Genomic DNA, 26,015 nt, shown 5'->3' with positions numbered 1-26,015 from the left:
CCACAATCTTAGTCAATCAGCTCGTTACCTAAAGCTTCGGCGGCTACTGTGTGAGGGGCGGTGGAGAGAGTGGTCAGTAAGTAGCTGTTTTTTGTACCTCGTTTGACCTGATAGAGGGTCTGATCGGTTTCATTTATCAATAAGTGGCTACTGATTTGAGTCTCACCTGAGATAAATATGCCGCCAATACTGGCGGTGACTTGCAGTTTGTTGCCGCACAGTAATCTTAATTCTTGGATGCGTTGGCTGACGCTTGCAGCGATATCTTGGCTTTGTTGTTGTGTCAGGTGAGAAAGCAACAAGGCAAACTCGTCACCGCCTAACCGATAAGCGGTACAAGGTACAGAAAAGTTATGTTGTAGAGTTGCGGCAATCCTTACTAAACAAAGGTCGCCCGCTTGATGTCCATGAGTATCGTTAAAGTGTTTGAAGTTATCCAAATCAATCATCATTAAACAGAGCCCTGCCTGTTGCTGCTGATTTTCCAATAGTAAGGCTTCGAGTTGTTGATGAAAGTGGCGTCGATTGGCTAATCCCGTCAGTGGATCGTGAGTGGCTTGGAACTCACTGCGCATTTCCGCTAATTTACGCTGAGTGATGTTGTGATGAGAAAGAACCCAATACTGATATTGCTCGATCTTCAAGGGTACAACACGCATGAGAAACCAACGCTGCTCGTTAGGACTATGGCATGGATACTCATGATAATAGCTGTCGGATTGGCCTTGGATGACGGCTTGTATGCCTTGATAAGCCTCGAAAGCTCGAGTTTCTCCGGCCTGTGAAGCTTTATAGAGAGCGTCTAAATAATTGATGTTTATCCAATCATACTGTTCATCGACACCATTATTTTGTCCAAACTCAATCCACGCACGGTTCACATCCACGATTTGACCTTGTGCATTAATTACAGCAATTTGCTCCATCAACGAGTGATAGATTGCAGTGTGTAAAGAACAGATATCCATAGTCGCCAACGTTTTATCTTATATCCCTTTACCAGCATGAAACTGGTGGGAGGAATCTCATCTAGCCTGACAACGCTTATGCTCTTTTTTGCGTATAGATTTGGTTGTCAGTATGAGTGTAGATTATTTTTTAAATAGTCATTAAAGAAATAATCTGCGGGTGAGTGAGCTTGCTAGTCAGTATCTATTCCGCTACAAAGACATAAAGATTAACAATTCTTTATGCGCGGTGAGCGGTAACGATGTTACATTTTACTCGCCCGAAGAGTCGGGAATTGAACAACAGTTAGGTGGGATCATGGTGGAAAATCATAAAGTTTTAGTGGTAGATGATGATGCGCGTTTGCGTGCGCTGCTTGAGCGTTACCTGTCAGAGCAGGGGTTTCAAGTTCGCAGCGTTGCTAACGGCGAGCAGATGGATCGTCTGCTGACGCGCGAAAACTTCCATTTGATGGTGCTTGATTTGATGTTGCCGGGTGAAGATGGCCTTTCTATCTGTCGTCGTCTGCGCAATTCCAACAACATGATCCCGATTCTGATGCTCACAGCTAAAGGTGATGAGATTGACCGCATTGTCGGCCTAGAAGTTGGCGCGGATGATTATCTGCCTAAGCCGTTTAACCCGCGTGAACTATTGGCGCGTATTAAAGCGGTGCTGCGCCGTCAAGTGATTGAAGCACCAGGAGCACCAAGTTCGGAAGAGACCATCATTGAATTTGGTGATTTCCGCCTGAACCTTGGTACCCGTGAAATGTTCCGAGGTGAAGAGGCGATGCCACTCACATCGGGTGAATTTGCCGTATTAAAAGCCTTGGTGACCAATGCCCGTGAGCCTTTGTCGCGTGATAAACTGATGAACATGGCGCGTGGCCGTGAATATTCAGCAATGGAGCGCTCGATTGACGTACAGATTTCGCGTCTGCGTCGTATGCTCGAAGTTGATCCAAGCAAACCGCGCTATATTCAAACCGTCTGGGGGCTGGGTTACGTCTTCGTCCCCGATGGTAAAGCCGCCAACTAACTTCTTTTAGGCACGCCGAGCAAGGGCGTCCTCGCTCCGCGCGTGCCCTTGCTATATCTAGGTGCCTTATGCGAATTCGCAGCTCATTTACTCAATCGATCCTGCTGTTTTTTTCTCTGCTGATCGCTAGTCAAATCTATTCCTACTACGCGGTATTCAACTACGCCTTGCTGCCGAGTTTGCAGCAGTTCAACAAAATTCTCGCCCATGAAATCAGCTTAATGCTGGATGACACCAGTAATCCTGAAGTGAGTTCGGAAATGGATGCGCTGCTGAAACGGCGCGTACTGGATCAGCTTGGGGTGACGATTCACAGTGAGAGTAGCCCCGAATCTTTGGATTTTCAGCACGCCATCAGCCTTGATTTGATGAGTGAAGAGATGAGCAGCGAGCTGGGCTCGCCCACCGAAGTGCGCATGGCGCTGGGCGAGGAGAGCTACATCCTGTGGATGAAGATCGATTCACTGCCCGGCCAGTTGCTGCGTATTCCGCTCTCTGAACTACAAGAAGAAGATTTTGCTCCGCTGTTTCGTAACAGCATCATCATGGCACTGTTAATTGTGATTGGTGGCTGGCTGTTTATTCGTTTGCAAAACCGGCCACTGATTGCGCTAGAAAAAGCCGCCAAATTGGTTGGGCGGGGGGAAACGCCCCCACATCTGCCAGAACAAGGGACGTTAGAAATCCGCTCGGTAACGCGCGCGTTTAATCGAATGTCGAAAGGCATTCAAGCTCTGGAAGAAGATCGCGCGCTGCTAATGGCGGGGATCAGTCATGATATCCGCACCCCCTTGACCCGAATTCGCTTGGCAACCGAGATGATGTCGCCAGAAGACAGCTATCTTGCTGAGAGCATCATCAGTGATACCGAAGAGTGTAACCAGATCATCAGCCAGTTTATGGATTACTTGAAACCGGTGAACCGTGAAGCGTTTGAGGCGGTAGATCTGAATGATATTGCCAGCGATGTGGCAAGCTCTGAAGGGGGCTACGAAGTGCGGATTGAAACCGATCTGCAAGCGGATCTCACGCCCGCCTTTGGTAACCCGATTGCGATTAAACGTTCACTGAGTAACTTGGTCGTGAATGCGCTGCGCTACGGCAACGGTTGGGTCAAAGTGAGTAGCGGCATGACGGCCGATAAGAAGCTAGTGTGGCTGTCAGTGGAAGACAATGGGCCGGGTATCGATCCAAGCCAAGTCAATAAAGTGTTTGAGCCTTTTACTCGTGGGGATACCGCGCGCGGCAGTGAAGGAACTGGCTTGGGGCTGGCGATTGTGAAACGGATTGTCAGCCAGCATCATGGTGCGGTGTCGGTGAGCAACCGCAGCCAAGGTGGGTTACGTGCTCAAATCAGTTTCCCAACTAAGCAGCAAAAGGGCTAACTGAAGTTAGCCCTGAATAAACTGTTAGTTTGATTCTTGCGCCGTTTCGGTTACCGAAGCGGCGTTTTCATCTCGGCGCACTTCGGGCAGTAGCAGGTTAAGCAAAATTGCAGTAATGCCGCCAGCCGCGACACCTGAAGAGAATAAATTCTTAATAAATTCAGGCATAAACTGCAGAATTTCTGGTTTTTGTGCAATACCCAAACCCATCGAGAAAGACAGTGCCATGATCAGAATCGCGCGGCGATCTAAGTCGACACGAGAGATGATGCGTACGCCTGCGGCAGCAATCGTACCAAACATTACGATGGTCGCACCACCGAGTACAGGCTCTGGGATCAATTGAACAAAGCTTGCTACGCCGGGGAATAAGCCAAGCAGCACTAGCATACCCGCAATAAAGTAACCCACATAACGGCTGGCAACGCCGGTCAGCAGGATCACGCCGTTGTTTTGGCTGAACGTTGAGTTCGGGAAGCTGTTAAACACGGCGGCTAATGCGGAATTGATGCCATCCGCCAGTACGCCACCTTTGATGCGCTTCATATACACGGGGCCTTTCACGGGTTCACCAGAGACTTCGGAAGTCGCAGTTATATCACCAATCGCTTCGAGTGCGGTGATCAGGAAAATCAGCACCAGAGGGATAAACAGCGACCAGTCAAAACCTAAGCCATATTGCATCGGGATAGGCAGTGCGATGAGCTGGGTTTCCGCCAAGTTGTCGGTATTGATCATGCCCATTAGGTACGCCATCACATAACCCACCAGCATCGCAATCACAATCGAAGCCACACGTACGTAAGGGTTGTGCGCTCGGTTCAGCAGCACAATGATCGCTAATACGGTTCCAGCCAGTGCGAGTTTATCAAGGCTACCAAAAGTGCCTTCCGCCATTGCAGCGTAGCCGCCACCCATTGAAATCAAACCAACTTGTACTAGCGTCAGGCCAATCAAGGTCACCACAATCCCAGAGACCAGCGGCGTAATCACGCGTTGGGCAAATTGCAGGACGCGAGAAAGTAAAATTTCAGCGAATGAAGCGACCAAAATCGTCCCGAAAATCGCGGCCATCATGGTTTCGATGTTCGCCCCACCGGCTTTGAGCGCGAGTCCTGCACCAATAATTGGGCCTAAGAAGTTAAAGCTGGTGCCTTGAATCGAAAGCAAACCTGAGCCAATTGGGCCAAAGGTGCGGATTTGAATAAAGGATGACAAACCCGAAGCAAACAGTGACATGCTGATGATGGTGTTGGTTTGATCCGCAGGCACACCAAGGGATTGGCAAATGATCAGTGATGGCGTTATCACCGCGACAAACATCGCCAAAAGATGTTGCAAAGCGGCAAAGACAGTTTGTGGTAGAGGTGGACGATCATTGAGTTGATAGACCAGATCTGCCTTGCGCGAAGTGGATTGTGTCATAACGATTTTCCTGATGGTCAGTAACACCTTGTGCACGCTGAATGGGTGGTTAAGGTGGAGCAGAAGCCGCATCTGTGATTGCTGTTAATCAGACTCTGCTCTAGGTAGAGAGGTAAACGTTTGCGTCTACCAGAAAATGGCGGCGATTATAGAGGTTTTACTCAAGAAAGCAAACGTTTGCTCACGAGGTTTTCGATCGATTTGATGAGGATCAAAAGCTAAGCTTTGGCGTAAATATCGCGTTCGCCTAACCAACGGTCGATGATGGCTTGTGCATTCTGTGGGTAGCGCTCATGGATATGGCGTGCGATGCGTTGCACTTGCGGAACCAGTTGTTGGTCGCGTACTAGATCGGCAATTTTGAAATCGGCCAAACCGGTCTGTTTAGTGCCTAATAGCTCACCTGGGCCACGAATTTCTAAGTCGCGCTGCGCGATGACGAAGCCGTCATTGCTTTCACGCAGAACACCTAAGCGTTTTTGTGCGGTTTTGGAAAGCGGGGCATGAAACAGTAGCACACAATGACTGGCGATGGTGCCACGCCCAACACGCCCACGTAGCTGATGTAGTTGAGCCAGCCCCAAACGTTCCGGGTTTTCAATGATCATCAAGCTGGCATTGGGGACATCCACGCCCACTTCAATCACGGTGGTGGCGACGAGCAGATGTAGCTCATTATTTTTAAACGCTTGCATCACAGCTTGCTTCTCGGCCGGTTTCATCCGGCCATGCACTAAGCCAATGTTGACTTCGGGCAGTTTACGTTGCAGCTCTTCTGCCGTTTCTGCGGCCGCTTGTGCTTCCAGTACTTCGGATTCGTCAATTAAAGTACACACCCAATACGCTTGCTTGCCTTCATTGAGGCAGGCGTGACGAATGCGCTCAACAATGTCGTCGCGTTTGGTATCAGGAATTGCCACAGTTTGGATCGGAGTGCGTCCGGGTGGCAACTCATCAATCACTGAGGTTTCCAAATCGGCATAAGCCGTCATCGCCAAAGTACGCGGGATCGGAGTAGCAGTCATGATGAGCTGATGCGGATACGCGCCTTGTTTTGCGCCTTTCTCGCGCAGCTCTAAACGCTGATGCACCCCGAAGCGATGCTGCTCATCAATAATGACCAAGGCAAGATGGTCAAACGACACTTGCTCTTGAAACAGAGCATGGGTGCCAACCACCATTTTCACTTCGCCACTGGCGATGCGTGCCAGCTCCGTTTCCCGCGCTTTGCCTTTAAGCTTACCCGCGAGCCACCCCACTTGAATGCCCATCGGCTCTAGCCACTGCGCAAAATTGAGCGCGTGCTGCTCGGCCAGTAGCTCGGTAGGAGCCATCAAGGCGACTTGATAGCCATGCTCAATCGCCCGCACTGCCGCAAGCGCTGCGACTAAGGTTTTGCCTGAGCCGACATCGCCTTGCACTAAGCGCATCATTGGATGTGGTTTTTCTAAATCCGCTTCAATTTCGGCGACCACGCGCTGCTGCGCCTTAGTCGGTGAAAAGGGCAGTTGTGCCAAGAGTTGTTGTTTGAGTTGGTGGACGGGGGCCAGTGGCAAGGCCACATCTTGCTGGCCTTGGCTGCGAATCGCCAGCATCGAGAGATTCTGCGCCAGCAGCTCTTCCATGATCAGCCGAACTTGCGCCGGATGTCGCCCTTGTTCAAACAGACGTAAATCGATATCCGCCGATGGGCGATGAATGATCTTCAGCGCTTGGGCTAAGGTCATCTGCTGATCGTAAAGCCCTGACGGCAGTAATTCTTGCACAGCGGATTTTTCTAGTAGCGCCAACGCTTGGTCGGTGAGATTACGCAGGGTGAGTTGGCGTAGCCCTTCGGTGGTCGGGTAAACCGGAGTCAGGTTCGGTTCGACATCGGGTGTTTGCGCAGGGGCAAAGAATTTGTAGTCAGGATGGATGATCTCTAAGCCTTGATTACCGCGTTTGATCTCCCCATAAGCATGCACAAATTTGCCTTCCGCAAAGTTGTTTTTCATCGCCGCCGTGAAGTTAAAAAAACGCAGTGTCAGCGTGCCGTTGCCATCACTGATTTTCACGGTGAGCATTTTGCGTTTGCCAAACAGGGTATCCACCGCCATCACTTTACCTTGCACCGCAGCCCATAAACCGTGGTGCAGTTGGACTATCGGATAAACGCGAGTGCGATCTTCATAACGCAGCGGAAGATGAAACAGCAGATCCTGCACGGTGTGCAAGCCGACTTTCTCCAGTTTTTCGGCGACTTTGGCCCCGACACCGGAGAGTTCACAAAGAGGAACGGCTGAGAGGAGTTGTGACATGCGCGTTTGATCTAACCATTTGACTTAACGGCTATTCAAACATCGAGCTGTGTTTTTGTACAGGAAAAATTGCCCAAGAGAGGCATGAAACGCGGGTCTATCCCTCTCTTGGTGTTGATCAGTTCTTACGGCGTCGTACTTTAAGCGCGTGGGGCATGGTGCGAATTTTGCGCATGATGCCAGCTAAATGCACCCGATCTTTGGTGGTGAGCAGAACGGTGACTGTGTACAAGCGACCGTCGCGTTCTTCCGTTGACAGGCCATGAATATTTGAGCCGGTTTTGGAGATCACATTGGTCAGTTCAGCCAATGCACCTTGGCGGTTGTGCATATCGACTTTCAGCTCAGTAATGAACTCTTGATCGTAATCTTTGGTCCATTCTACAGCCATGTACTTGTCTGGCTCTTTTTGGTAGCCACGTACGTTTGGACAGGTTTCACGGTGTACTACTAAGCCGCGACCCGGTGAAACGTGAGCGATGATGTGATCGTCTGGGATCGGGTGACAACAGTTGGCAAAGGTGAGCAGAATGCCTTCTGCCCCACGGATCGGCAGTTTATTTTTATTACCATCTTGTTTGCTGGTTTCCGTCAATTCGTCGGCATTGCCAAGCAGGCGGCGAGCAATCACGATGCTCATCAGTTCACCCAAACCAATGGCGGCCAACAGGTCATCCATCGAGGCGATTTTTAGATCGCTCAAGACTTTGCTGATGTTCTCAGGTGCAATCTCGTTGATCGAATGTTCGCCTAAAGCATGGTTAAGCAGGCGACGGCCCAGAGTAATCGAGTCTTCGCGGCGCATGGTTTTCAGCACTTGGCGAATTTTGGTACGCGCGCGGGAGGTCACCACATAGTTGAGCCATGCTGCGTTCGGGCGTGCGCCTGGTGCGCTGATGATTTCTACCGTCTGACCACTTTTCAGTGACTGACTGAGCGGATACGGCGTGCGATCCACTCGCGCACCCACACAAGTATTCCCGATGTCGGTATGTACCGCGTAGGCAAAATCGACCGCAGTGGCGCCCATTGGCAGTTCAACGATACGACCTTTGGGGGTGAACACGTAAATCTCATCTGGGAACAGATCGGATTTGACGTTTTCGATAAATTCAAAGGAGTTACCCGCACTTTGCTGTAACTCAAGCAGGCTTTGCATCCAACGCTGCGCTTTAATCTGCGCAGTGGTGCCGCCTCGTTCACTATTGGCCTTGTACGACCAATGTGCCGCCACCCCTTTATCTGCCATCTGATCCATATCTTCGGTACGGATCTGCACTTCTACGGGAACACCGTGGGGGCCAACCATGGAAGTGTGCAGCGATTGATAGCCGTTGGCTTTCGGGACGGCAATGTAGTCTTTCATCCGTGCTGGGCGTGGCTTGTACAAACTATGCACCTGACCCAATACGCGATAGCAAGTATCCGCCGTGTCTACCACGATGCGAAACGCGTAAATATCCATAATGGTGTGAAAGCGCTGCTCTTTGGTTTTCATCTTGTTGTAGATGGAGAACAGGTTTTTCTCACGACCCACGACGCGAGCGGGTAAGCCGACATCTTGCAGACGACCTTCGATTTCACTGTGGATGCGTTGGATCATCTCTTTCCGGTTACCACGCGCGGCTTTCACCACCTCTTTGAGGACGCGATAACGATTCGGATAGAGTGCTTCAAAGCCTAACTCTTCGAGTTCGGTTTTGATGTTATGGATACCCAAACGATGGGCGAGGGGGGCATAAATTTCTAAGGTTTCTCGGGCAATGCGGCGTTTTTTATCCGGACGCAGTGCACCGAGTGTACGCATGTTATGCGTGCGGTCGGCCAGTTTGATCAGGATAACCCGAATATCCTGCACCATGGCCAACACCATTTTGCGAAAGTTTTCCGCCTGAGCCTCTTTGCGATCGCGAAATTTGAGCTTATCGAGCTTAGAAACCCCATCCACCAATTCGGCGACAGAGTTGCCAAAATGGGCATCTAAGTCTTCTTTGGTGACATCACAATCTTCAATCACATCATGCAGCAGTGCCGCTTGTAGTGTTTCCAAGTCGAGACGCATCTCAGCGAGGATCCGTGCCACAGCAACAGGGTGAATGATATAAGGTTCGCCGCTTGAGCGGGTTTGCCCTTCATGGGCATCTCTGGCTACCACATAAGATTGGCGCAGAGCCTCAATTTGAGGCTCTGTGAGGTATTCTTGGGCAACGTCTTTTAGACTATCGAATAGATACAAATTTCAGGCCCGGCGGGTTAAATCGCGATTGGTGATTAACGGTTGTGCATGATGCTGCTAACTGCAGCCAGCTCTGCCGCTTCTTGCTCTTGCTGTTCTTGACGCTCACGTGCATCCAGAACATCTTTCGTGATCAGCCCTTCTTCGATTTCGCGTAGAGCGATAACCGTTGGCTTATCGTTCTCTTCCGGCACTAGAGCATCTTTACCGCCAGATTGCATTTGACGAGCGCGGCGAGCCGCAACCAGAACTAGGTCGAAACGGTTGCCAATTTTTTCAACAGCGTCTTGAACTGTTACGCGTGCCATGAGAACTCCAAAATTTAGTTAACTGATAAGTTGAATGACGAGAAAGTATACAGCCTAACCTGTTGAGATTCTAGCAACGGGCTGAGCTTATAACCCACGTTGGCTTATTAATCCGCCAACAGAGCAGAAAGCATAGAGCTATATTTAGCAGCTTGCTTGTCCTGCTTCAATCTTTCTGCACGAATGATGGCTTTGAAATCCATTAACGCGACATCAAAATCATCATTAATGATGACGTAATCGTATTCGCGGTAATGGGAAATTTCTGATTTTGCCTCACCCATGCGTTTAGCAATGACCGCTTCGCTGTCTTGGCCGCGCGTATTTAAGCGGCGTTCCAGCTCTTCTTTGGAAGGCGGCAGGATAAAGATGCTTTTCGCTTCTGGCATTTGGGTGCGGATTTGACGCGCGCCTTGCCAGTCGATATCGAGAAACACATCAATCCCTTTATTGAGCGTGTTTTCAATCCATACCCGTGAAGTGCCGTAGTAGTTACCAAACACTTCAGCGTATTCGAGGAATTCTTTTTTGCCGATCAGCTCTTCAAAGTGCTCTTTTTCGACAAAATGGTAATGAACGCCATCTTGTTCACCTGGGCGCATACCACGTGTGGTATGTGAGACCGACACTTTCATTGCATAGGTTGGATTTTGCTCCAACAGGGCTGCAATTAAGCTCGATTTGCCTGCGCCACTGGGTGCAGAAACGATATAAAGAGTACCTTTGCCCATCGATTCGGTTCCACTTAGGTTGGGATTGAGTCTTTGCCTTAGCTGGCAATGATTTAAAGATAGCACTGGCTGGATCCAGATTGGATGATTTTTCAGCCAGAAAAATGGAGGCGAAGAGTAGCACGATCTACAGGATCTTCTCAAGCTCTGCTATAGCTTGCTCGCTAAAGTTGCTTGGCAAAAAGATCATGAATGAATGGGAAACGGCATCATTATTTGTTCAAGAAATACCCTTGCACCCAATAGCGTTTGGGATATAATCGCCGCCCTTGTGAATTGGCCGTTGGCCAACCACGTAAAATTTGAGCCGGAAGCGTGCTTCCAATTTGGGTTCCCTCGCCCCCAAACCAAACTAAAAAGGTACAGTATGAATCACTTTACCCCTGCGCAGCAGCGCAAAGCCCTTGGCTATCTTGTTTTGTTTCACCTCGTGATCATTGCGTCAAGCAATTATCTGGTGCAAATCCCGTTTACCATTTTCGGTTTCCACACTACGTGGGGCGCATTTACTTTTCCGTTTATCTTTTTAGCCACCGATCTCACCGTACGTATTTTTGGTGCTGGCTTAGCACGTAAAATCATTTTTTTTGTGATGCTCCCTGCATTGGCGGTCTCTTACTTGCTTTCCGTGGTGTTTTTTGAAGGCCAATATCAAGGCTTAGCACCGCTGAGTGAGTTCAATTTGTTTGTCGCGCGAATTGCGATTGCAAGCTTTATGGCGTACCTGCTTGGACAAATACTGGATGTGCACGTGTTTAACCGCTTGCGTCAAATGAAGCAGTGGTGGGTTGCGCCAACCTGTTCGACTCTGTTTGGTAATGCGCTGGATACTATCGCTTTCTTCTCGATCGCTTTCTACCAAAGCAGCGATCCATTTATGGCTGAGCATTGGACTGAAATCGCATTGGTGGACTACACTTTCAAGCTCATCATTAGCTTAGGTCTGTTTGTGCCTATGTATGGTGTATTGCTCAACTACCTGATCAAAAAGCTGACTGCGGTAAACCCAAATTTTGCGGTAGCGAGCGCTAAAGCATAGTGAAGTTTACGGCTCCAGCAACGCACTCATTTTATGAGCGCGTTACTCAGGAGAGGCGAGGAAAAAGAAAAGCCCGAGCAGTTGTCTCGGGCTTTTTGCTAGTAGAATCCCTACCATTCTTTAGCTCTGTACATTTTAAGCATTAGTGGTCGTGAGCCGCGCCCGCGCCTTTTGGATAGCGGATGGATTCCACCATTTCCTGTACATCTGCAGGGACTTCTGCAGTGAATTTGTTCACGACAATCGCTACCACAAAGTTCAAGCACATACCGAGTGTACCAATGCCTTCTGGGCTGATACCGAACCACCAGTTGGCTGGAACGCTCGCGGTTGGGTTAATGAACTTAAAGTAGATGATGTAAGCCGCGGTAAAGGTAATACCTGCCAACATACCGCTGATCGCCCCTTCTTTGTTCATCTTCTTGTAGAAGATGCCAAGAATGATGGCTGGGAAGAAGGAGGAAGCGGCTAAACCGAAGGCGAAGGCTACCACCTGAGCCACGAATCCGGGCGGGTTAATACCCAGATAACCGGCACCGACGATAGCAAGCGCTGCAGCAACCCGTGCGGCGAGCAACTCCTGTTTATCGGTCATGTTGGGTTTAAAGCCTTTCTTCAACAAGTCATGAGAAATCGCGGTTGAGATAACCAGTAGCAGACCCGCTGCGGTAGAGAGTGCTGCCGCAAGGCCACCCGCTGCCAGTAGCGCGACAACCCAGTTCGGCAGTTTAGCAATCTCAGGTGAAGCCAAAACGATGATGTCGTTATTGATGGTCATCTCGTTGCGCGCATCGCCTGAGTAGAACAAGCGTCCGTCGCCGTTCTTATCTTCCCATTTCACCAGACCTGTACTTTCCCAGTTGTGGAACCATGCTGGAGCTTCAGCTGCAGGCACACCTTGGAGATCTGGGCCGTTTAACGTATCAATCATGTTCATACGAGCAAACGCGGCAACCGCAGGTGCTGTGGTGTACAAGAAGGCGATAAACACTAACGCCCAACCTGCAGAGATACGAGCATCCGATACTTTTGGTACCGTGAAGAAACGGATAATTACGTGAGGCAGACCCGCAGTACCTACCATTAAGCCAGCACAGATGAAGAACACGTCAACCATACTCTTCGAGCCGTCGGTATAGGCAGTAAAGCCGAGTTCTTGGGTTAAACCGTCCAGCTTGGTCAGCAGATATTGATCCGTGCCTGAGAGGGTAGAACCAAAACCGATTTGTGGAATTGGGTTGCCAGTCATCATCAGTGAAGTAAAGATCGCCGGAACCAAGAAAGCGAAGATCAGTACGCAGTACTGCGCAACTTGGGTATAGGTGATGCCCTTCATGCCGCCCATAACCGCATAGAAGAACACGATTGCCATACCGATCACGATACCGACGTTGATGTCGACTTCAAGGAAGCGCGCAAACACCACGCCTACACCACGCATTTGGCCTGCAACATAGGTGAACGATACGAAAATGGCACAGAATACGGCAACCATACGCGCAGTTCTTGAGTAGTAACGATCCCCGATAAAATCAGGCACAGTAAACTTGCCGAACTTACGCAAGTAAGGGGCTAGGCAAAGTGCAAGCAGCACATAACCGCCCGTCCAACCCATTAGGTAAACGGTGCCGTCATAGCCGATAAAAGAGATGATGCCTGCCATGGAGATGAAAGAAGCGGCTGACATCCAGTCGGCAGCGGTCGCCATGCCGTTGGCGACAGGGTGTACACCACCGCCCGCGACATAGAATTCACTAGTCGATCCCGCACGCGCCCAAATCGCAATACCGATATAGAGCGCAAAAGTGATGCCGACCAGAATAAACGTCCAGGTTTGAATATCCATGTTCAGCCCCTTAGTCTTCTTGTACGTTATATTTTTTGTCGAGCGCATTCATGCGCGCAACATAGATAAAGATCAGAGCAACGAAGGTGTAGATAGAGCCTTGTTGCGCGAACCAGAAGCCGAGTTTAAACCCAGCAAATTGAATCGTGTTGAGCGCATCGACAAACAAAATTCCCGCGCCGTATGAAACTAAAAACCACACTGCAAGCAGTGAGCCCATGATCCCCAAGTTTTCCTTCCAGTAGGCTTGAGCATGTTCAGTTGATTTGAACCCCATGGCCTTCTCCTTTGTTTTGTTATCCCGTAAAAGCTGTTAACACAATGTTACGCATCTTAGGTTAGCAGCCGAATGGCAAGGGATCTGTGCAACTTTAGTCGGGGGAGAGGAGGAGAAAAATAACCTGAAATCGAGAGCTTACGAAAACGTGTTTTTATGTGGCACAGGGGTTCTGCCAGCTAGATTTTTGGGTGCATTGTCATCATAGGCTTATATTGATAGTGAGCATTATTACTCGTGATATTGCGGCATTTTTACCACCGCTTGCTGAGGATTTTATTGTTAATTAAATGTTAAATTAGCCAAAAGTATAAGAGTAAAGGGATATTCATTGGCGTTTTATCGATAAAAGCTCGGTAAAGCGTGATTTGTTTACATAAACTTTTCTCAGTGACGTCACAAATTCGTGCACAATAGACGCTCAAATGACTTGATTAAACAAGACAATCTGTTGATAGCTGATTGGGAGGGAGAGTGGACGCCGTTACGATTAACAGTTTTTTTATGATAGGTGCCTTACTAATAGGCATCAGCGTATTGCTCAGCCCGGTATCTTCCAAGTTAGGGATCCCGATTCTGTTGGTGTTTCTCGCGGTTGGAATGTTAGCGGGAGAAGATGGCATCGGACAGATTGCCTTTGATAATTATCCCGTTGCGTATTTAGTCAGTAACTTGGCTTTGGCGATTATCTTGCTTGATGGCGGGATGCGTACTCGAGTGGCGAGTTTTCGGGTCGCATTTTGGCCTTCTGTATCACTGGCGACTTTAGGTGTTGCCGTGACCACCTTGCTGACTGGTTTACTCGCGATGTGGTTGTTTAATCTGAGCCTGTTACAAGGCGTATTAGTGGGGGCTATTGTTGGCTCGACGGATGCGGCGGCGGTATTTTCTCTGCTCAAAGGGCGCAGCCTCAATGAACGGGTTGGCGCAACCTTAGAAATTGAATCGGGTACCAACGACCCGATGGCGGTGTTTTTGACCGTCACCTTGATTGCGATACTCAGTAGTGCCGAAGCTAACTTAAGTGCGGGCTTTTTATTGCTCAGTTTTGTGCAGCAGTTTGGCGTGGGGGCGCTGCTAGGGTTGGCTGGAGGCTGGATTTTATGGTGGCTAATCAATCGCAACCAACTGCCGGAAGGCTTGTACTCGATTCTGGCGGTGAGTGGCGGTTTGATGATTTTTGCCCTCTCTAATGCGTTGGGTGGCAGTGGCATTCTTTCGATCTATCTGGCGGGTTTATTGCTGGGCAACCGCCCAACCCGAAGTCGGCACGCGATCCTCAATGTGCTTGATGGTATGACTTGGCTGGCGCAAATTGGCATGTTCTTGGTGCTTGGCCTGTTAGTGACCCCGTCTGAGCTCATGGAGATTGCGGTTCCTGGTTTAGCGCTAGCGGTGGGGATGATCCTCTTCGCTCGCCCGATAGCGGTATGGATTGGCCTTGCGCCGTTTAAAAGTTTTACCGCGCGTGAGAAATGGTTTGTCTCTTGGGTTGGCTTACGTGGTGCTGTGCCGATCATCCTTGCGGTGTTCCCAATGATGGCGGGTTTGCCCAACGCTCAGCTTTACTTCAACCTCGCATTCTTCGTGGTCATGGTGTCATTGGTGGTGCAGGGCGGAACGCTGACCAAGGCGATGGCTCTCGCCAAAGTTGAACTGCCACCCAAACCGGAGCCCATTTCGCGCACGGGCGTGGAAATTTACCCGACCAGTGAGTGGGAGCTGTTTATCTATAAACTCAAAGCCGACAAATGGTGTATTGGTGAGCCGCTGCGCAATCTGTTTATGCCTGAAGGTACGCGGATTGCCGCCGTATTTCGGGATAATCAACTGCTGCACCCTTCGGGCAGTACCGAATTGTGTGAAGGCGATACCTTGTGTGTGATGGCGCAAGAGCGCGATCTTGAGCCGTTGAGTCGCCTATTCAGTGAAGCGCCAGAAAAAGCATCATTAGTTCGCTTCTTTGGTGACTTCTTCTTAGATATTGAGGCGAAACTGCAAGATGTGGCTTTGTTGTATGGCCTAGATTTAGGCGAGCTCACCGCAGAAGCGACACTGAAAGATTTGGTGCTAGAGCATTTAGGTGAAACGCCGGTTTTAGGTGACTACTTTGAATGGCACGGTTTGCAATGGGTAGTGGCAGACGTAGTGGATTGGAAAGTGACCAAAATCGGTTTGCGTTTGCCTCCAGAGGAAGAGTTACAGGAAAGTGCAGAGTAAATATCCCCTTGCTACTTGAGGTTGCAGGGGTGTGCTCACCGCCGACCCGCAACGCTAAGAAGTTTGGGTAGAGCGCGAGTAACAAGAAATGAGCGAGTGGATCACTCGCTCATTTCTTTTAGTAAGATCACCGCTTGAGTGCGGTTTTTTACCCCAAGTTTGCGGAAAATCGCCGTCATATGCGCTTTGATGGTCGCTTCCGACACATTCAATTCATAAGCAATCTGCTTGTTGAGCAAACCATCGGACAGCATTCCCAGTACCTTGTATTGCTGCGGGGTGAGCGCCGCCACTTTTTCTGCTAAGTCGTTACCTACAAATCCTTCTACCAATAAATGGGCGGGGAAATAAGGCTCGCCGTTGAGTACCTGATTCAGTGCGGCAATCAGGCTGCGCATATCGCTCGATTTTGGAATAAAGCCGAATGCGCCGTGGCTTTTCACCTGAGAAACGACACTGGGTTCTTCGCTGGCGGAGATCACTACGATGGGCAAATCTGGGTATTCGGAGCGCAGGTGAATCAATCCTGACATGCCGTTGGCGCCGGGCATTTTGAGATCCAGCAGCAGCAGATCGGGTTCCGATTCTTTATTGAGTAGAGTTAACAAGGCATCTAGCGAATCCGCTTCCAGCAAATTCGCGCCACTGATCGCCATGTGCACCGATTGAAACAATGCATTACGAAACAGGGGATGGTCATCAGCAATGATGATGGTGTAGGTCGAGTCCATGACGTCACAACAGGTTACCAAACAGTTAAACAAATTATTGTTCGCTTTAGGTCAGCGAACAATCTTTACCCACTAAAAGTCTGAACTGTATCCCTTTTTAAATGCATAGGTTTGAATAGCGAGCACGATTCCTGTTGAGTCGCCCCATCACCGTGCGAATGGGGCTGCAACTTATAAACCCTGTTGTGTGAGATGGTCGAGAAACGGTTGCTCCGCCATAAAACCGGTAATGCGGGCATTGGGTACGGGCTCGCCTTGCGCGTTCCAAAACTCAATGGTTGGCAAACCGAGCACATTCAGCGCCTTGAGTAACTCAATATCCTGCGGCTGATTTTTAGTGACATCCGCTTGCAGTAGAACAAAGCCGCTGAGCTTGTTTTCGACTCGCTTAGCGTGAAAGGTGTATTTCTCAAACTCTTTACATGCCACGCACCAATCCGCGTAGAAATCGAGCATCACAGGTTTACCTTGCGCTTTGGCTTGTGCCAGAGCAGTTTGTAGCTCGCTTAAGTTGGCGATGCGAGTAAACGCGATCTGTTTGACCTGCTCGGTCGTTTGGGTTGGGGCAAACCAGTGGTTGAGCGCAGGTTGCGCGGAAGCCAATAACCCTAAAATCGCGATAATGCCAATCAAGCTCTGCTTCCAACCACCAAACGGGAGGCTATTTTTCACATGGTATAACCAGCCAAATGCCGCTAAACCGAGTGCCGACCACAGCACACTGGACCAAAACTCAGGCACAATGCGCTCAAGCAGAAAAATAGGCGCCGCGAGCAGTACAAAACCAAACAGGGTTTTCACCCGTTCCATCCAGTTGCCGGCTTTTGGCAGCAATTTGTTGCCAAACACCGCGACCAAAATCAGTGGAATGCCCATACCCATTGCCAGTGCATACAGAGCGATGCCGCCAGTGAGCAGATCGCCGCTTTGTGCCACATAAAGCAGTGCGCCAGAAAGTGGCGCAGTGGTGCAAGGCGAGCAGACCAAGCCTGAGATTACGCCCATAGCAAACACGCCGGGAAGGCTGCCGCCCTGTTGGGCATTACTCAGAGCATTGAGCCGAGTCTGTAGGCTGCTAGGCAGTTGTATGCTGTACAAGCCAAACATGGAAAGAGCTAAGGCGATGAACAGCACACTCAACCCAATCAGCACATAAGGGTGTTGTAGTGCTGCTTGAAACTGCAAACCAGCCGAAGCGACCACTAACCCAAGTAAGGTATAAGTGAGTGCCATGCCTTGTACGTAAATCACACTGAGCAGTAGCGCGCGGCGTTGGGTGAGCTTGGCGCCACCAAGTACGATACTGGTTAAAATTGGATACATCGGCAGCACACAAGGAGTGAAAGCGAGGCCAACCCCAAGTGCTAAAAACAGCAGTGGCGTCCACCAATTTTGCGCCAGTTTGTTGGCCAGCGAATCTTGGGCTGAAACGGGGGAAGAAATGTTCGTCGTCGGTGCAATGTTACTGGTGCTGAGCGTTTTTGAATGGTTTGAGTCAGAGGTCTGACTATTAGAGTTTCCACTAAATGGAGCGATATTGATCACTCGGGTTTCGGGTGGGTAACAAAACCCAGCCTTTGCGCAACCCTGATATTGAACGATCACCTTGGCACCGCTTTGGAAAGCCGTAAGAGGCAGCGGGACAGATAACGGTGTCGTGTAGATTTTCACATCACCAAAAAACTCATCGTGATAAGGCTCACCTTCGGTCAGTGAGTACTCACCGATCTCAAGATTTTCAGCACTGATGCTGATCCGGTCTTGATAGAGGTAGTACCCCTCTTTGACTTGCCAATCGATAAACAAGGTGGAGTCTTGCTGGAACGTATTAAACGGAAATGCTTCATCGACCGGAACAAAACGGTTTTGGTTTGAGGCAAAACTGGAAGTGTTGTTCGAGGCGTTATTACCAAACAGCGCCCAAGCGGGTTGAGTAAGCAGGGCGAGCAGCAATGAAAAGCAAAGTAACAGTGTGCGCATGGGTCAAATCGTTATCAATCATTTGGTTGTCATAGTAACCCAATCAGACCTTAGGATGCGCCAATAAGTTTCACAACAATAAAAAAGGGAGCCGAAGCTCCCAGACTTTTGCACTTTATCCTTAGATAAATAGGCTGCCGAATGCAAAGCCAAAGGCTACTGCACTGGCGATGGTGGCGACACCCGGAATAAAGAACGGATGGTTAAACACATATTTCCCAATACGCGTTGAGCCTGTGTCATCCATCTCCACCGCCGCCAACAAAGTTGGATAAGTTGGCAGTACGAACAGTGCACTGACCGCCGCAAAAGAGGCGACCGCAGTCAGAGGTGCCACACCAATTGCAAGAGCTGCAGGCATCAGTGCAACCGTTGTTGCACCTTGTGAGTAAAGCAACATAGATGCAAAGAACAGCACTAGCGCCAGCATCCATGGGTAGTCAGCCAGTAGAGTACCAGCCACTTCTTTAATGCCATCGACGTGCGCGTTAACAAATGTTGAACCAAGCCAAGCTACACCCAGTACGCAGACACAGGCTGTCATACCTGAACGGAAAGTGGAAGCGGCTGGAATTTTGGCTGCATCAATTTTGGTCAGCATCACAATACCCGCTGCGGCGGCTAGCATGAACGTCATGATGGCTTCGTTACGGCCAAGTGCAGGGTTTTCAATTAAACCTACTGAGCTTGAAATCGCCGCGGCGTAGCACACCACCAGAATGATCGCGGTGAGGAATACGTAAGTCGCGGTTTTCGCGGTTGGCAGAATTTCACGCTTTTGTGTCCCCGCCAGTTTGATCAAACCTTGTTCCAGACGCTCTTGATAAATCGGGTCGTCTTTCAGTTCGCTACCCATAAAGTTAGAAACAAACGCACCGACCATACAAGCAGCAAAGGTGGTTGGGATACAGATCGCCAGCAGCGTTAAGTAATCCACACCAAACGGCACCAACATCGCGGCAAAGGCAACGACGGCCGCAGAAATCGGTGATGCGGTAATGGCAATTTGTGAAGCCACAACAGCAATCGACAGTGGACGTGAAGGACGTACACCTTGACCTTTGGCCACTTCGGCGATCACTGGCAAGGTTGAGAATGCCGTGTGACCCGTACCCGCCATCAGCGTCATCAGGAAAGTGACAATAGGGGCATAGAAGGTGATTCTTTCCGGATGTTTACGTAGGAAGTTTTCTGCCAGTTGTACCAGCCAGTCCATGCCCCCCGCCACCTGCATCGCCGCGATAGCTGTGATGACTGACATGATGATCAAAATCACATCGACAGGAATAAAGGCTTGTTTAGTCGGTACACCAAGGATTAATGACAAGGCGATCACACCGGCACCACCGGCAAAACCAATGCCGATACCGCCAATCCGTGCGCCCAGGAAGATGAAGAGGAGAACAATAGCCAGTTCGACCCAAATCATAATGATTACCTCATGTTAAAGATGAAAAAATTATCTCAACACTCACACTACGAGCGTTCAAATAATGTTTTCACCATCTAAGTTGAGTGCTATGAGAAAAGCCCCCAAATAAGGGGGCTTTCACAGCGCGATTACTCGTAACGTTTCGCTTTGTATTGAGGATGCATCAGGTTCTCAACAGAGAAGATGTCATCAAGCTGCTCTTCAGTGAGCAAGCCGCGCTCAAGTACTACTTCACGTACGCTCTTACCCGTTTCGGCACAGATCTTACCGACAATGTCACCTTCATGGTGGCCAATGTATGGGTTCAGATAAGTTACGATACCGATAGAGTTGAAAACGAAGTTTTCGCAGATTTCTTTGTTCACGGTGATGCCATCAATGCACTTGTCACGTAGGTTCACACACGCGTTAGTCAGCAGAGAGATAGACTCAAACATTGCTTGAGCAATCACTGGCTCCATCACGTTCAATTGCAGTTGACCTGCTTCTGCAGCGAAAGTGATTGTGTTGTCGTTACCGAACACTTTAAAGCAAACTTGGTTAACCACTTCTGGGATAACTGGGTTTACTTTCGCCGGCATAATAGAAGAACCTGCTTGTAGTTCAGGCAAGTTGATTTCGTTCAGACCTGCGCGAGGACCAGAAGAGAGCAGGCGTAGATCGTTACAGATCTTAGACATCTTCATTGCTAGACGCTTCAGAGCACCGTGCGTCATCACGTAAGCACCACAGTCAGAGGTGGCTTCGATCAGATCTTCAGCTGGTACTGTTTCTAGGCCAGTCACTTGCGCTAGATATTTTACCGCGAGTTCTTGGTAACCAGGTGCTGCGTTCAGGCCAGTACCGATCGCTGTTGCGCCCAAGTTCACTTCCAAAAGCAGTTTTGAAGTGTATTGCAGAGCACGGATCTCTTCATTCAGAGTCACAGCCCATGCGTGGAATTCTTGACCTACGGTCATCGGTACTGCGTCTTGCAACTGAGTACGACCCATTTTTAGGATGTTTTTGTACTCAACCGCTTTAAGTTCGAATGCGCCTTTCAGGTATTCAATCGCATCGATCACTTTCAGGATGCTGTTGTAAACCGCGATGCGGAAACCCGTTGGGTAAGCACAGTTGGTTGATTGGCTTTTGTTCACGTGGTCATTCGGGTTGATGAACTCGTATTGACCTTTTTCTTTGCCCATCAGCTCGAGTGCAACGTTAGCAATCACTTCGTTGGTGTTCATGTTCACCGAAGTGCCTGCACCGCCTTGGAATACATCTGACGGGAATTGATCCATGCACTTACCTGTTTCAAGAATCAAATCACACGCTTGAAGGATGTAGTTCGCCACATCTTTTGGAATTACGCCCAGCTCTTTGTTCGCCAAAGTCGCCGCTTTTTTGGTCATAATCATGCCGCGTACAAATTCAGGTACGTCAGAGATCGTAACGTTAGAGATGTTGAAGTTTTCGACAGCGCGAAGGGTATGAATACCGTAGTAAGCATCAGCAGGAACGTGACGTTGACCTAACAGATCTTCTTCAATGCGGGTAGCCGGAGTCGCTGTTTTAGGCGCTTCAGATAGGGTAGCCATATGGGGATCCTTAGATAATTATTCTGGTAAAAAACTAAATTAATAGCCATTTCTGTAATTTAAGAATCCATTCGTCAGAGTTTTTGGCTGGAAATCCGTCCTGACTTGCGAAGCACATAATACTGTAAATGCATATTAAAAATAGTAACTGGATCACCTTTTAATACAATTTGATGGAAAATTTGCTGAGAGTTTTATCTATAGCTATATAAAGAGAGAAGGCGGTATAAAAAGGATCTGATTTATGGTGAATAGTGCCGATTCAGCAAGATTGTTGTCGGACCAAGATCTACAAGGATATGTCAGCCGCATACTGGATGTAATTCCGTTGCCGATCATTATTTCTAAATCTTCCGCGCTCGGACAAGGTGAGCGTGAACATATGCATTTTAATAAAGCCTTTGTGAAAGAGCTGGGGTATTCCATTGCACAAATCCCCGATATTGCAACTTGGTTTGAAAAGGCTTACCCACAAATAGCCTATCGACAGGAGATTATTGCTCAATGGCAGAAGACGGTCGATGAGGCGCGAGCGCAAGGCGAAGATGTCGCGCAGATGCCGGCTTTGATCATGTGCGCCGATGGGGTGCAGCGCTGGTTTTCCGTCTCAGCACAAATCGAACCGGCCTGCCGTGACGATCTGCATATCATTACCTTTCGCAATATTCATGACTATAAAACCTCGATCGCTGAAGCCGAGCGTCAATCACAGATTGATCCATTGACCCAATTGAAAAATCGTCGAGGCTTTTATACTTGGTGTGAACCATTGGTACCTGAGACGCGATTGGGGATGATCATATTCGACATCGACCATTTTAAGCAGATCAACGATACCTATGGTCACCCCGCAGGAGATTATGTGCTACGCCAAATTGCGGGGTTATTGGAACAAAACTTACCCTCGCTTTCGTGTTGTGTGCGTTGGGGGGGCGAAGAGTTTTTGGTCTGCTTTGAATGCGATGAAATGGCTAATGTCATTGGCTTGGCGGAAACGATACGACGCTATGTGGAGAGTAATACCTTGATGTGGCAAGGACAGCAGATTGCTTTAACACTCAGTGCTGGGTGTACGGTGGGAGCGATGACGAGCAACAATTGGGATAATTTGTTACAAACTGCTGATCAAGCGCTGCTGTCGGCGAAACGCTTGGGGCGCAATCGGGTGATTGCCGATCGGTAAACAAAAAGTGCTCGTTGGGGTGGGTTTTATCTCAGGGTGACTTGTCAGCCATCTCGGTTGTGGTTAACGTGACCAAAACCAAGGAGGCATTGTGTTCCCGATATTATTGTTTTTATTTATTGCAGTCCCAGTGATTGAAATTGCGTTGTTCATTCAGGTTGGGGGTGTGCTCGGCCTGTGGCCAACCATCGCTTTAGTGTTGCTGACGGCGGTGATGGGTGCATCCCTAGTGCGCAGCCAAGGTTTGCAAACGTTACTGACTGTGCAACAGCGTTTGGCGCAAGGCCAACTGCCTGCACAGCAGATTTTAGAAGGGGTGATGCTTGCCGTTGCGGGCGTGCTGTTACTGACTCCCGGCTTTTTAACCGACATGATGGGCATGCTGATTTTGCTGCCAGCACCAAGGGCTTGGCTAGCCAAGTATGTCATGAGCCGTGTGGTGGTAAGCAGTCTTCACACTCGTGGGCAAAATTTTGAACAGGCGAATTCCTTCCGCGATCATTCAAACCCGAATGGCAGCACCTATGACGGTGAATTTGAGCGTAAAGACGATCAAGATCAGCACCGTTTAAAGTAAAGCTATCTCTATTAATGGCGCATTAGATTGCGCCATCAAACCCCATTTGACGCCACGCCTCAAAAGCAATAATTGCAACGGCATTGGAAAGGTTAAGGCTGCGTGCTTCCGGCATCATCGGGATGCGAATGCGCTGCTCGGCAGGCAAACTGGCAATCAGCTCGGCCGGTAAACCGCGAGTTTCTGGGCCAAACATCAGTACATCGCCTTGTTGAAATTGGGCATCTACATGGTGTTGTGTGGTTTTGGTGGTGCAAGCAAATAAGCGGAAAGTCTCGCGTTCGCGCTGTAAATAGTCGATAAACGCCGCGTAATCTTTATGGCGTGTTACACGCGCTAAGTCATGGTAATCCAACCCTGCACGACGCACTTTTTTCTCTTCCAGATCAAATCCCAATGGTTCGATCAGGTGCAAGTTTGCGCCACAGTTGGCACATAAACGAATAATGTTGCCCGTGTTGGGGGCGATTTCTGGTTCGTAGAGAGCAATATCAAACATAACCGACGTTCAGTGAATGCAAAGAAGGGGCGAGTATAGCCCCTTCTGTGGTGAGTTGCAGCGATTGGTCAATCGGGGGGCACAAAATGCTTACGCCGCCTGCAAAGGTAAAGTGAAGGACACGCGTAAGCCACCTAAACCACTGCGTGTTGCGCTGATGGTGCCGCTGTGCTGGCGAATCGCACTTTCAGTGATGGCGAGCCCTAACCCAGTACCGCCGCTGTGCCGATCTCGCGCGGTAGAAACTCGATAAAATGGGCGGAAAATGTCCGTTAATTGTTCGTCCGGTACGCCTTCTCCATCATCATCCACACTAACGGTGAGTTGGTTATCTTGCACGATAAACGCCACGTGGATTCGTTGTTGTCCATAGTGAATGGCGTTTCGCACCACATTTTCTAGTGCACTCATGAGCAGCTTCGGAGTCCCGTTGATGTTGCGTTCTGGAATCGCTTCAAAAGTCAGCGTTTTGTCCATTTGTTCTGCTTCAAACTCGGCATCTTTAAGCAGTTCTTCCCATAGGCTGCTGAGTGGCTGTACTTCACGCATCAGGTGGCTGTTGGTTTGCATGCGAGAGAGCGCGAGTAGATCACCGATCATCTGTTCCAAACGCTGTGCTTCGGTATCAATCCGTTCTAACTCGCTGCTGCTGCCTTGTTTGCGCATCGCTAATGCATTGGCCATGCGCAGGCGAGTCAACGGTGAGCGTAGTTCGTGTGAGATATCGGAGAGCAGCCGCTGTTGCCCTGAAACCATTTGATTTACGGCATCCACCATTTGGTTAAAGCTGCGACCTGCCTGCTGAAATTCAGCGGTACCGCGTTCTAATTTCGGGTCATGCACAAACTCCCCACGCGCGACGCGCTGCGCGGCTTGTGCAAGATTTTGTGCTGGCTTACTCAATGCCCAAGCGAGCCACAATAACAAGGGAGTGCTGACCAGCATGATTGCCAACAGCAGTTGGAATGGCTTATCGAATAGGCGCAACAAAAAGGGTGGCGGTTCATCCCAACGCATCCCGACGTATAGCAGTAAATCTTGTTTGGCCAACGTAATGGGAACAGGGCCCGCCAGCATATAGCGGCCATAGAGTCGTTGCTGTGGTTTTTCGATCGATTCAATGCTGGAAGAGAAGTTTTGCAGGGCTTTTAGGCGAAAATCAGCATGCTTGGAGGAAGTCAGCACATTGCCTTCCAAATCAGTCACAAAAAATTGTGGTCGGCCATCATGTTCACGCTTCGACATACCTCGACCTTCTAGCTGATAGAGAATTTTGCCTAACTCGGTGGTGTTTTGGTACTCCGATTCAAAACGTGCTTTGCTTTCTAGCAGGCGTTGGTATGCCTCTGGTGACAGATCGCGCGATTTACGTGGGTCAAGGTGTGGTAGGGTGAGTACTGCGAACAAGACCAACAGCATGGTAAACCAGAAAATCGCAAAAATTCGCCCATACAGGTTATTGAGTTTCGGTAGGCGCATCACTCCTCCTGAACCATTAAATAGCCGCGGCCACGCAAGGTTTTGATGCGGGCTTTACCATCCTGCCGCTCTGGCAGTTTTTTGCGCAGGTTAGAGACATGCATATCAATGGCGCGATCAAACGCAGCAAGGCGTTTGCCTAACACTTCTACACTGAGCATCTCTTTGGTGAGTGTTTCTCCCGGTGACTGCACAAAATGGGTCAGTAGTGCAAATTCAGTGGTGGTGAGGTCGAGCAATTGCCCCTGACAGTAGGCTTCTTGCTTGCCAGGATAGACTTGGAGATCCTGACATTCGATGACGTCTGAGTTTTTAGGGGGAAGCGCATTTTGCGTGCGACGTAAAATAGCCCGAATACGCGCCAGCAGCTCTCGATCACTAAAGGGTTTGGGGAGGTAATCATCTGCGCCCAACTCTAGGCCAATCACGCGATCGATCTCCTCGCCTTTGGCGGTCAGCATCAAAACCGGAGTTGCCCATTTTTCACGCAGGCGCTTTAAGGTCTCCATACCATTGAGCTTGGGCATCATCACATCAAGGAGGATCAGATCGACCTCATCGCTGACCGCCGCCAATCCTGCTTCACCGTCATTGGCTTCAGAAATATCAAAGCCTTCATACTGTAAAACTTCCGTTAATAGGCTGGTCAGTTCAGTGTCATCATCGATCAAAAGGATATGTGCCATAGCTGCCTCGTAGATTTGCTTAATTGCCTTCAGTTTACCGTGAAAAAAGTACCGCAGTCAGTGAGCAATCAGCTCTTTACGATTCTTTACGCTCCCTATACGTCACTTGACCTTG

The 26,015-nt window shown here is 49.4% G+C and carries 21 protein-coding genes; 6 read left to right on the top strand and 15 right to left on the bottom strand.

Going from position 1 to position 26,015, the window contains the following annotated elements; genetic code table 11:
- Positions 1-8: 8 nt before the first annotated feature.
- Positions 9-968 (bottom strand): diguanylate cyclase domain-containing protein, encoded by a 960-nt coding sequence (locus MKA69_RS03565; protein WP_305848220.1) that lies wholly within the window; start codon positions 966-968, stop codon positions 9-11.
- A gap of 298 nt (positions 969-1,266) precedes the next feature.
- Between MKA69_RS03565 and ompR the strand changes: the two genes are divergently transcribed.
- Together ompR and envZ are read left to right on the top strand one after the other, a co-directional pair.
- On the top strand, positions 1,267-1,989 hold the full coding sequence (gene ompR / locus MKA69_RS03560) for a two-component system response regulator OmpR (RefSeq protein WP_000230026.1): 723 nt from the start codon (positions 1,267-1,269) through the stop codon (positions 1,987-1,989).
- Positions 1,990-2,057: 68 nt separating this feature from the next.
- The gene (envZ, locus tag MKA69_RS03555) at positions 2,058-3,374 is read left to right on the top strand and encodes a two-component system sensor histidine kinase EnvZ (RefSeq protein WP_055029171.1); all 1,317 of its coding nucleotides are present in this window, start codon (positions 2,058-2,060) and stop codon (positions 3,372-3,374) included.
- Positions 3,375-3,398: 24 nt separating this feature from the next.
- Here the strand turns inward: envZ and MKA69_RS03550 are convergent, their stop codons facing one another.
- From MKA69_RS03550 to gmk, 5 genes are all read right to left on the bottom strand, one after another.
- The gene (locus tag MKA69_RS03550; RefSeq protein WP_055029172.1) at positions 3,399-4,799 is read right to left on the bottom strand and encodes a uracil-xanthine permease family protein; all 1,401 of its coding nucleotides are present in this window, start codon (positions 4,797-4,799) and stop codon (positions 3,399-3,401) included.
- Positions 4,800-5,017: 218 nt separating this feature from the next.
- Positions 5,018-7,096 carry an ATP-dependent DNA helicase RecG gene (recG, locus tag MKA69_RS03545; RefSeq protein WP_055029173.1) on the bottom strand — a complete coding sequence of 693 codons (2,079 nt, stop codon included), beginning with the start codon at positions 7,094-7,096 and terminating at the stop codon, positions 5,018-5,020.
- 118 nt (positions 7,097-7,214) lie between these two features.
- Positions 7,215-9,332: a bifunctional GTP diphosphokinase/guanosine-3',5'-bis pyrophosphate 3'-pyrophosphohydrolase gene (gene spoT, locus MKA69_RS03540; RefSeq protein ID WP_055029174.1), complete on the bottom strand. Its 2,118-nt coding sequence runs from the start codon at positions 9,330-9,332 to the stop codon at positions 7,215-7,217.
- A 35-nt stretch (positions 9,333-9,367) separates the two neighbouring features.
- The gene (gene rpoZ / locus MKA69_RS03535) at positions 9,368-9,640 is read right to left on the bottom strand and encodes a DNA-directed RNA polymerase subunit omega (RefSeq protein ID WP_000135052.1); all 273 of its coding nucleotides are present in this window, start codon (positions 9,638-9,640) and stop codon (positions 9,368-9,370) included.
- 107 nt (positions 9,641-9,747) lie between these two features.
- Entirely contained in the window at positions 9,748-10,371 is a 624-nt protein-coding gene (gene gmk / locus MKA69_RS03530; protein WP_000515788.1) for a guanylate kinase, read from the bottom strand.
- Between the two features lie 367 nt (positions 10,372-10,738).
- Between gmk and MKA69_RS03525 the strand changes: the two genes are divergently transcribed.
- Positions 10,739-11,410 (top strand): 7-cyano-7-deazaguanine/7-aminomethyl-7-deazaguanine transporter, encoded by a 672-nt coding sequence (locus MKA69_RS03525; RefSeq protein ID WP_001015352.1) that lies wholly within the window; start codon positions 10,739-10,741, stop codon positions 11,408-11,410.
- A gap of 142 nt (positions 11,411-11,552) precedes the next feature.
- On the opposite strand, the gene MKA69_RS03520 is transcribed toward MKA69_RS03525, so the two are convergent.
- Together MKA69_RS03520 and MKA69_RS03515 are read right to left on the bottom strand one after the other, a co-directional pair.
- Positions 11,553-13,256 (bottom strand): sodium:solute symporter family protein, encoded by a 1,704-nt coding sequence (locus tag MKA69_RS03520; protein WP_305847506.1) that lies wholly within the window; start codon positions 13,254-13,256, stop codon positions 11,553-11,555.
- Positions 13,257-13,266: 10 nt separating this feature from the next.
- The gene (locus tag MKA69_RS03515; RefSeq protein WP_000505987.1) at positions 13,267-13,533 is read right to left on the bottom strand and encodes a DUF4212 domain-containing protein; all 267 of its coding nucleotides are present in this window, start codon (positions 13,531-13,533) and stop codon (positions 13,267-13,269) included.
- A gap of 474 nt (positions 13,534-14,007) precedes the next feature.
- Here MKA69_RS03515 and MKA69_RS03510 point away from each other — a divergent pair, with 474 nt between their 5' ends.
- Positions 14,008-15,753, top strand: a complete 1,746-nt coding sequence (locus MKA69_RS03510; RefSeq protein WP_081020300.1) for a potassium/proton antiporter — start codon at positions 14,008-14,010, stop codon at positions 15,751-15,753.
- A 101-nt stretch (positions 15,754-15,854) separates the two neighbouring features.
- Here the strand turns inward: MKA69_RS03510 and MKA69_RS03505 are convergent, their stop codons facing one another.
- The 4 genes from MKA69_RS03505 to aspA form a co-directional block, all read right to left on the bottom strand.
- Positions 15,855-16,484, bottom strand: a complete 630-nt coding sequence (locus MKA69_RS03505) for a response regulator transcription factor (RefSeq protein ID WP_055029175.1) — start codon at positions 16,482-16,484, stop codon at positions 15,855-15,857.
- A 171-nt stretch (positions 16,485-16,655) separates the two neighbouring features.
- The gene (locus MKA69_RS03500) at positions 16,656-18,464 is read right to left on the bottom strand and encodes a protein-disulfide reductase DsbD (protein ID WP_305847505.1); all 1,809 of its coding nucleotides are present in this window, start codon (positions 18,462-18,464) and stop codon (positions 16,656-16,658) included.
- Between the two features lie 121 nt (positions 18,465-18,585).
- Positions 18,586-19,893 (bottom strand): anaerobic C4-dicarboxylate transporter, encoded by a 1,308-nt coding sequence (locus MKA69_RS03495; RefSeq protein WP_000638380.1) that lies wholly within the window; start codon positions 19,891-19,893, stop codon positions 18,586-18,588.
- A gap of 131 nt (positions 19,894-20,024) precedes the next feature.
- The gene (gene aspA / locus MKA69_RS03490; RefSeq protein ID WP_000224047.1) at positions 20,025-21,476 is read right to left on the bottom strand and encodes an aspartate ammonia-lyase; all 1,452 of its coding nucleotides are present in this window, start codon (positions 21,474-21,476) and stop codon (positions 20,025-20,027) included.
- A gap of 244 nt (positions 21,477-21,720) precedes the next feature.
- Here aspA and MKA69_RS03485 point away from each other — a divergent pair, with 244 nt between their 5' ends.
- Both MKA69_RS03485 and MKA69_RS03480 read left to right on the top strand, forming a co-directional pair.
- Positions 21,721-22,659, top strand: a complete 939-nt coding sequence (locus MKA69_RS03485; RefSeq protein ID WP_000248219.1) for a GGDEF domain-containing protein — start codon at positions 21,721-21,723, stop codon at positions 22,657-22,659.
- Positions 22,660-22,750: 91 nt separating this feature from the next.
- Complete coding sequence (locus tag MKA69_RS03480; protein ID WP_000483994.1) at positions 22,751-23,236, top strand: FxsA family protein; 486 nt, start codon at positions 22,751-22,753, stop codon at positions 23,234-23,236.
- 22 nt (positions 23,237-23,258) lie between these two features.
- Here the strand turns inward: MKA69_RS03480 and trmL are convergent, their stop codons facing one another.
- The 3 genes from trmL to MKA69_RS03465 all read right to left on the bottom strand — a co-directional run bounded on the left by trmL (position 23,259) and on the right by MKA69_RS03465 (position 25,900).
- Positions 23,259-23,735, bottom strand: a complete 477-nt coding sequence (gene trmL, locus MKA69_RS03475) for a tRNA (uridine(34)/cytosine(34)/5-carboxymethylaminomethyluridine(34)-2'-O)-methyltransferase TrmL (RefSeq protein WP_000459567.1) — start codon at positions 23,733-23,735, stop codon at positions 23,259-23,261.
- A gap of 90 nt (positions 23,736-23,825) precedes the next feature.
- Complete coding sequence (cpxA, locus tag MKA69_RS03470; RefSeq protein WP_154139009.1) at positions 23,826-25,214, bottom strand: envelope stress sensor histidine kinase CpxA; 1,389 nt, start codon at positions 25,212-25,214, stop codon at positions 23,826-23,828.
- The gene (locus MKA69_RS03465) at positions 25,214-25,900 is read right to left on the bottom strand and encodes a response regulator (protein WP_000940147.1); all 687 of its coding nucleotides are present in this window, start codon (positions 25,898-25,900) and stop codon (positions 25,214-25,216) included. The genes cpxA and MKA69_RS03465 overlap by 1 nt, the downstream gene beginning before the upstream one ends.
- Positions 25,901-26,015: the final 115 nt, after the last annotated feature.

Origin of the sequence: Vibrio sp. AH4, assembly GCF_030710545.1 — a bacterium.
Classification (GTDB): Bacteria; Pseudomonadota; Gammaproteobacteria; order Enterobacterales; family Vibrionaceae; genus Vibrio; species Vibrio metoecus.
This window is presented reverse-complemented; position numbering and strand designations above follow the sequence as displayed.

Coding starts and splice junctions, on each gene's coding strand:
- MKA69_RS03485 (WP_000248219.1), top strand. CDS start 21,721: ATGGTGAATAGTGCCGATTCAGCAAGATTGTTGTCGGACCAAGATCTA.
- MKA69_RS03500 (WP_305847505.1), bottom strand. CDS start 18,464: ATGCGCACACTGTTACTTTGCTTTTCATTGCTGCTCGCCCTGCTTACT.
- trmL (WP_000459567.1), bottom strand. CDS start 23,735: ATGTTTGATATTGCTCTCTACGAACCAGAAATCGCCCCCAACACGGGC.
- MKA69_RS03525 (WP_001015352.1), top strand. CDS start 10,739: ATGAATCACTTTACCCCTGCGCAGCAGCGCAAAGCCCTTGGCTATCTT.
- gmk (WP_000515788.1), bottom strand. CDS start 10,371: ATGGGCAAAGGTACTCTTTATATCGTTTCTGCACCCAGTGGCGCAGGC.
- recG (WP_055029173.1), bottom strand. CDS start 7,096: ATGTCACAACTCCTCTCAGCCGTTCCTCTTTGTGAACTCTCCGGTGTC.
- envZ (WP_055029171.1), top strand. CDS start 2,058: ATGCGAATTCGCAGCTCATTTACTCAATCGATCCTGCTGTTTTTTTCT.
- MKA69_RS03515 (WP_000505987.1), bottom strand. CDS start 13,533: ATGGGGTTCAAATCAACTGAACATGCTCAAGCCTACTGGAAGGAAAAC.
- MKA69_RS03565 (WP_305848220.1), bottom strand. CDS start 968: ATGGATATCTGTTCTTTACACACTGCAATCTATCACTCGTTGATGGAG.
- rpoZ (WP_000135052.1), bottom strand. CDS start 9,640: ATGGCACGCGTAACAGTTCAAGACGCTGTTGAAAAAATTGGCAACCGT.
- MKA69_RS03550 (WP_055029172.1), bottom strand. CDS start 4,799: ATGACACAATCCACTTCGCGCAAGGCAGATCTGGTCTATCAACTCAAT.
- aspA (WP_000224047.1), bottom strand. CDS start 21,476: ATGGCTACCCTATCTGAAGCGCCTAAAACAGCGACTCCGGCTACCCGC.
- cpxA (WP_154139009.1), bottom strand. CDS start 25,214: ATGCGCCTACCGAAACTCAATAACCTGTATGGGCGAATTTTTGCGATT.
- MKA69_RS03505 (WP_055029175.1), bottom strand. CDS start 16,484: ATGGACTCGACCTACACCATCATCATTGCTGATGACCATCCCCTGTTT.
- ompR (WP_000230026.1), top strand. CDS start 1,267: ATGGTGGAAAATCATAAAGTTTTAGTGGTAGATGATGATGCGCGTTTG.
- MKA69_RS03465 (WP_000940147.1), bottom strand. CDS start 25,900: ATGGCACATATCCTTTTGATCGATGATGACACTGAACTGACCAGCCTA.
- MKA69_RS03495 (WP_000638380.1), bottom strand. CDS start 19,893: ATGATTTGGGTCGAACTGGCTATTGTTCTCCTCTTCATCTTCCTGGGC.
- MKA69_RS03520 (WP_305847506.1), bottom strand. CDS start 13,256: ATGGATATTCAAACCTGGACGTTTATTCTGGTCGGCATCACTTTTGCG.